This is a genomic window from Dyadobacter sp., from assembly GCF_051859145.1.
Classification (GTDB): domain Bacteria; phylum Bacteroidota; class Bacteroidia; order Cytophagales; family Spirosomataceae; genus Dyadobacter.
The window spans coordinates 5,073-11,422 of record NZ_JBHYGF010000085.1 but is presented as its reverse complement, the minus strand read 5'-3'; the positions used below and the strand labels follow the sequence as shown (position 1 = coordinate 11,422).

Annotated in this window: 8 protein-coding genes; 3 read left to right on the top strand and 5 right to left on the bottom strand. The window is 45.8% G+C overall.

What is annotated here, in order from left to right:
- The 3 genes from ACTIE6_RS06550 to ACTIE6_RS06540 all read left to right on the top strand — a co-directional run.
- Positions 1–715 (top strand): hypothetical protein (locus ACTIE6_RS06550; RefSeq protein ID WP_439555870.1); only part of this gene is annotated, 715 nt, incomplete at its 5' end.
- 12 nt (positions 716–727) lie between these two features.
- Positions 728–1,108 (top strand): GntR family transcriptional regulator, encoded by a 381-nt coding sequence (locus ACTIE6_RS06545; RefSeq protein ID WP_439555869.1) that lies wholly within the window; start codon positions 728–730, stop codon positions 1,106–1,108.
- An 11-nt stretch (positions 1,109–1,119) separates the two neighbouring features.
- A complete protein-coding gene (locus ACTIE6_RS06540) occupies positions 1,120–1,794 on the top strand; it encodes a hypothetical protein (RefSeq protein WP_439555868.1) in 675 nt (224 codons plus the stop codon).
- A gap of 56 nt (positions 1,795–1,850) precedes the next feature.
- On the opposite strand, the gene ACTIE6_RS06535 is transcribed toward ACTIE6_RS06540, so the two are convergent.
- From ACTIE6_RS06535 to gndA, 5 genes are all read right to left on the bottom strand, one after another.
- Complete coding sequence (locus ACTIE6_RS06535; protein WP_439555867.1) at positions 1,851–2,684, bottom strand: SPFH domain-containing protein; 834 nt, start codon at positions 2,682–2,684, stop codon at positions 1,851–1,853.
- 5 nt (positions 2,685–2,689) lie between these two features.
- Positions 2,690–2,866, bottom strand: a complete 177-nt coding sequence (locus tag ACTIE6_RS06530) for a hypothetical protein (protein WP_439555866.1) — start codon at positions 2,864–2,866, stop codon at positions 2,690–2,692.
- Between the two features lie 159 nt (positions 2,867–3,025).
- Positions 3,026–3,748, bottom strand: coding sequence for a 6-phosphogluconolactonase (gene pgl, locus ACTIE6_RS06525; RefSeq protein WP_439555865.1), 723 nt, complete (start codon positions 3,746–3,748; stop codon positions 3,026–3,028).
- 3 nt (positions 3,749–3,751) lie between these two features.
- Positions 3,752–5,260: a glucose-6-phosphate dehydrogenase gene (gene zwf / locus ACTIE6_RS06520; RefSeq protein WP_439555864.1), complete on the bottom strand. Its 1,509-nt coding sequence runs from the start codon at positions 5,258–5,260 to the stop codon at positions 3,752–3,754.
- A 12-nt stretch (positions 5,261–5,272) separates the two neighbouring features.
- A partial coding sequence (gene gndA / locus ACTIE6_RS06515; protein WP_439555863.1) for an NADP-dependent phosphogluconate dehydrogenase occupies positions 5,273–6,350 on the bottom strand: 1,078 nt, incomplete at its 5' end.

Here is a 6,350-nt window from a genome sequence, read left to right as displayed (position 1 = left end):
GGTCGTCGCATTGCTGCTGATGCTGCTGCCGGTTACTATGTACCGCGAGCCGAGCGGGCTGCGGGAGGCACTGCATTACCTGGCTTTGTTTGTGGTGCTGCTTTTCGGAGGGAGTTTTTATTCGAGCAACGCACTTACGCAGTATTCTTCGCCACAAACCTGTATTGCAGCATTAATGGTGCCGGCCTCAAAACTGGAAAAGTATCTGAGTGCATTTGTCTTGAACATCATCTTCATCGTTCCATTCCTCCTCTTTTTTCTCAAACTTCATCATTACACCATCGATATCGGTAATTCAAAGATTCCGGAAGGAGGATACAAATACAGCTACATTCAGTCTGAACCATTGCAGTATTTCTATTTCAGCTATTTCATTCTGCACTCCATTGTTTTCCTGGGATCCATTTATTTCCCGAAAGCCTCTTACATTAAAACGGCAACATTTGTGCTGATCCTGGTTCTTACACTTTTCTTCTTCAATACGGCACTTGCAAGTCACTTTACGGGCTATCCGCAAAAAGTGGTTGCATTTCCCCTGACCGGCTGGAAGATCTGGGAGGGCGATAATGTATTGATGATCCGCGATGGACACATCAAATTTTACAATGTGCTCTTTCCGCCGGCTGCCATTTACATGTTTCAGGCATTTGCTGCCTTTGTGGCACTCAGTTTCTGGTTCATCGCTTACCTGCGCCTCAAAGAGAAAGAAATTTAAACGACACTATTCATGGAATTTAAAGATAAACAAGCCATTTACCTGCAAATCGCAGATTATATCTGCGAGCAGATCCTGCTCGGCAAATGGCCGCCCGGAGAGCGGATTCTATCAGTTCGCGACCTGGCCGCCGCTCTTGAAGTGAACCCTAATACGGTAATGAGAACGTACGAATTCCTCCAAAACAAAGAGATCATTTTTAATAAAAGAGGAATTGGGTATTCTGCTGATGATAAGGCCGTTGAACGCATTCTGCTTTATCGGAAAGAGCGGTTTCTGGAAAGCGAGCTGCCGGATTTCTTTCGTACGCTCTACCTTTTAAATATCAGCATGGACGAGTTACAGACGCGCTATGACAAGTTTATTACTGAAACCTATCCTGTCACGAACTAATTTTTACCAAAATGAAGCAAAGTAACATCTTTCTGATCGCGCTCTTTTCGCTCACATTTCTTGTCCTGCTGGTTTCCAATCTGATTTTAAAGGCTGAATTTGAGCAAATAGACAGGAATGATCCTTTTTATGGTTTTAGAAAGGAAACCGTAAAACCATTCAAGTATGTAAAATTGGGAGGAAAAACATTCGGACTCACCGAAATCAGTCAGGGAGACAAGTTTGAATTAATGGCATCTCCTGAACAGAAATACTACGATTGGAAAATTAAAGGCGACACACTGGTTTTCAACTACAAGCGGGAATGGGAGCAGTACGGGCCATTTACCGAGCAGACTTTCAATATCGCGCCTAACTTCTATATTACAGCACCCGGGATCAAGACGATCACAGCGGATAATGTACCGCTCAGGGTTAAAAACTGGAAGAATGGAGACTTGGCTATTTCAGTAAAAAATGGCGTGCTGCTTCTGAGCGACAATGCGATTAAAAATCTGGACACGGATGTCAGCTCAGGCGGATTGATCAAGTTCGGAGGTGTTAACAGCTTCGAAAAAGTGAACATTCAGGTGAGAGATAGCAGCAGGTTGAAAGTAGAAAAAGATGTATTCAAATCCTTCAATGCAGAAATTGATTCACTTGCGCACATCGAATTGCCTGGAAAACTTTACCCGAAACTACAATAGCAAAAATGCCGGGTCTGCATTGGCCCGGCATTTTCTTAGGTCTTTCCGCAAATATCTTATTTCACACCCAGCATCAGGCTGGTACTGCCGCCTGCATTGGTCGTAGGCAAAACGCCGTTCCATTTGGCGACCCATTCCTGTTGGATCAATAATGGAGTTAAGGTTTTCTGACGCAGCTGGTTTGCTTCTGCCTCGGCCCGCGCCTTGATCAATGTAGCTTTTGCCTGACCTTCTGCCCGTGCGATCAACACTTTTGCTTCTGCTTCCGCTTGTTTGGCCTGGTTTTCGGCTTTCAGTCTGGCCTGTATCGAAGTATTTTTCTCATCGATCATTTGCCGCAATGAAGGCGGCGGCGTAATCGCAGAAGTCAGCTGATCGTAGATAAAACCGTCTTTACCCAGTGTTTTTGTCAAAACGTTTTGTACACGATCTTCAAATACTTCCCGGTTGGACATTACGCTGTCGGAAGTAAATGAGTTGGCTACAATCCGGTATGCATCGTAAATGGTATTCTTCATAAATCCCTGCTGGATTTCGGAAAGCGGCCGCCTGTACTGGCGGTATATCTGTGGGACTTTATCGGGATTAATGTGGTAGTTCAGCTTCGGGTCCACCTTGAATTCTGCCGCATCTTTGGTCGTGATCACAAATGAATCGTAGTCTACACTTTGCGTGTAAGTCGGAAATTCGATGATTTTGGTAGTCCACGCATTGTACCACACGCGGCCGGTTACCATTGTGATGTTGTCAACTCCCTTGTCGCTTCCGTACAAATTAATGCGAATACCCACATTGCCAGCATCTATGCTTTCAAAGCTGAAAGGCTGCACTGTAATAACGATTGTCAGTAGAATAAAACCAATTAAGCCAAGTATAATGTTTCTTCTCATTTGGATTATAGTTTAGATTTTAGTTGTTCAAAAACTTGGTCAAGCTCCCGGAAGAGGAAGTAAAGCGCCGCCAGGATTACGGCTACTCCGCTGAAAACCAGCAGATCGTTACGTGCATTGACGAGGTGCAGCGAGTAGGTAATCACGATAATCGCCGCGAGTACTTTTAGTAAATGTTGCATAGTTTGGTTGAGGTTTGTTGTGATAAATGTACTTCCGCGACTTTCAAACGACGGGTTATTTTTATCTAATGGTTTGCAGACATTTTAAACGCGAGATTTTGCCACATAAAAAAAGCGCCCCGTTTCCGAGGCGCCTTTTAAGCATTTAAAATTCAGTTCTTACTTTGATAGCAATGCAGCTGCCGACTCATCTATAAACCAATGCAATTGCCCCTTTGGCTGAATGATTTGCGAAGGGTAAAGGTCAATGTTCTTTTCACCTTCCAAAACATGCTTCAAAGTCTGCGCCTTACCTGCTCCTACCGCCAGGAATGCGACCGCGGCGGCTTGATTAACAATCGGGGCAGTCAATGTAATGCGGTACATATTCTGAGCGTCAAGGAAAAATGAAGTTGCCCAAAGATTTCTCTCATGTACCACCTCGGTCCCCGGGAAAAGCGATAGGGTGTGACCATCGTCGCCCATTCCCAATAACACAAAATCAAAAGTTGTTTCCTTCCCTTCGAAATGCGTCCTTAATATGTGCTCATAGTCTGCTGCCGATTCTTCCGGCGACAGATCTGTGCGCATAATAAAGATATTCTCCTTTTTAACCGGAACCTTGTCCAGCAGCTCGTCATAGCACATTTTCGCATTGTTGCGTGAGTCCTCAAAAGGAACCGCGCGCTCGTCGCCCCAGAAAAACAGGATATTCTCCCAGGGAATTTGCTCTTTGTAAGGCGATTGTGCCAGCATTGAATAAAGCTGCTTCGGCGTACTCCCGCCGGAAAGTACGAATGTAAAATGCGGCTTTTCAGCGAGTACCTGCTTAATGTAAGTAACAAGCCAGGTAGCCAGTTTCTCGCTAAGCTGTTTTCCGTCCTTTTCAATGTGAATTTCCATAAATCAGGGTACTGGTGGCAGGTTGATCCAGGTATGACCGTCGCGGGCAATCAATGCGTCGGCCTCATCAGGTCCCCATGAATCCGGCGCGTAGTTTGGAAAATCCTGCGGTGTCCTCGCTTCCCAGGTTTCCAGAATCGGCATAATCACTTTCCATGCTGCATCCACCTGATCATTCCGCATGAATAACGTTGCGTCGCCTTCCATTACATCCAGCAGCAAAGTTTCGTAAGCTTCCGGCAAATGCTCACCCGCAACAGCGTCGTAATCAAATGTCATATCCACCGGATCCAGCGTCATTGTCTGTCCCGGACGTTTTGACTGGAAGCGAATGCTGATATCCGTATTCGGCTGGATACTGATAGTTAAGCGGTTTGCGCGCCAGGTTTCCGCTGCTTCTGCCGGAAATGCATAGTGCGGCGCGGGCTTAAATTGCAATGTAATATGCGTGGCTTTTTGATTGAGATACTTTCCGGTTCTCACATAGAAAGGTACCCCCTGCCAGCGCCAGTTGTCAATGTAGAATTTGGCCGCGGCAAAAGTATCGATATTAGACTGCGGGTTAACTCCGATTTCTTCACGGTACCCCACTACCCTCTCGCCTTTTTTCCAGCCGCCTGAATATTGACCGCGCACAGCAAAATCGTGTACCTGCTCTTTGGTAATGCGACGGATCGCATTCAGTACATCTACTTTCTTGTTGCGAATTTCATTGGCATCGAATGAAACCGGCGGCTCCATCGCGATCATACAAAGGATTTGCAGAATGTGGTTTTGTACCATATCGCGCAATGCACCTGCATGTTCAAAGTATCCACCGCGACCTTCAAGGCCCACGCTCTCGGCAGCAGTTATTTGAATATGGTCAATGTAATTGCGGTTCCAGATCGGCTCGAACAATGCATTGGCAAAACGCAACGCAAGGATATTCTGTACCGTTTCTTTTCCCAGGTAATGGTCAATCCGGAAAATCTGCTCTTCGGCAAACATTTCAGAAAGTAAAATATTCAGTTCATGCGCGCTCGCCAGGTCGTGACCGAAGGGTTTTTCAACCACAATCCTGGTTGTACCTTTCTCAGAACAGATCTTCAATGCACCCAACTTTTGCGCAATGGAAGGAACAAGCTGCGGCGCAACTGCCAGGTATAAAATCACGTTGGGATGAACTCCCCACTCCTCTTCTTTTTGCTTAACGAGATCTGTAATCTTGTGATAAGCGGCCGCATCGTCGCCGTCCATTTGCAGGTACGAAACGTGCTCGGCGAACTCGGTCCAGTGACCATTCTGCTTTCCTTTTCTCCGGGAAAACTTGGTTACACCATCAAGCAAATGCTCGTGATAAGCTTCATTTGTATATGGACTTCTTCCGATTCCGGCAATCGCGAACTGATCCGGCATCCAGTTATCCAGAAAAAGATTGTAAAGTGCCGGAGTTAATTTCCTGTAATTCAAATCTCCGCTTCCGCCGAAGATAAATAGTACCGAGGCAGGAGGACGTTTATTGCTTTGCATAAAACTTCTATTTTATTGTTGACCCCATACTGTATGAAAAGTACCGGGGGTATCGATACGTTGGTAAGTGTGCGCACCGAAATAGTCGCGTTGCGCCTGGATCAAATTGGTCGGCATACGCTCGGAACGATAAGCATCAAAATACGCTAATGACGACATAAATCCACCTACGGGAATACCTGACTGGGCGGCAAACGCGATAAGCATACGCATGTTATATTCCGACGACTTAACCATCAATGCTACACGTTCGTTCAACAACACATTAGATAATTCCGGGTTTTCTCGGTAAGCTCCGATAAACAAACCGAGTAATGATGAGCGAATAATACAGCCGCCTCTCCACACGCTCACAACTTCTGTTAACGGAATTTCCATTTGTAATTCCTTCGATGCTTGGAACAACATAGCCAGACCCTGCGAATAAGCTATAATAGTAGCGAAATACAAAGCGTCGTGCACTTGGCCTATCAACACTTCTATCTCTTCTGCGGCAACTGTGCTTCCGCTGTACAATTGAGCGGCGGCTGTTCTTTCATCCTTATAACCTGAAATGGTGCGCATTGCCACAGCAATGTCAATAACTGGAACGGCCACAGGCAACTCCATAGAATCTTGTGAAGTCCATTTGCCTGTTCCTTTTGAACCAGCTTTATCGGAAATCACGTCTAAGAGATCTGCGGTTGATTTATCATCTTTTTGCAAGAAAATGTCAGCTGTAATTTCAACCAAAAACGATTGAAGGTCGCCTTCATTCCAATTTTTAAATACTTCATGTAGCGCCTGGTTGCTCAATCCGGCTGCTTTCAGGATCGCGTAAGATTCACTGATCAGCTGCATAATGGCGTATTCTATTCCATTGTGCACCATTTTGACATAATGTCCGGCACCTTCTTTACCTAAATAAGCTACGCAGGGAGTACCGTCTACTTTGGCGGCTACTGCTTCGAGCATTGGTCTTACATTTTCGTAAGCTTGCAAATCGCCGCCCGGCATAATACTCGGTCCGCGGCGCGCACCTTCTTCACCACCCGAAACGCCGATCCCCATGAAATGGATTTCCTTCTCGCGCAGGTATTTAACCCGGCGC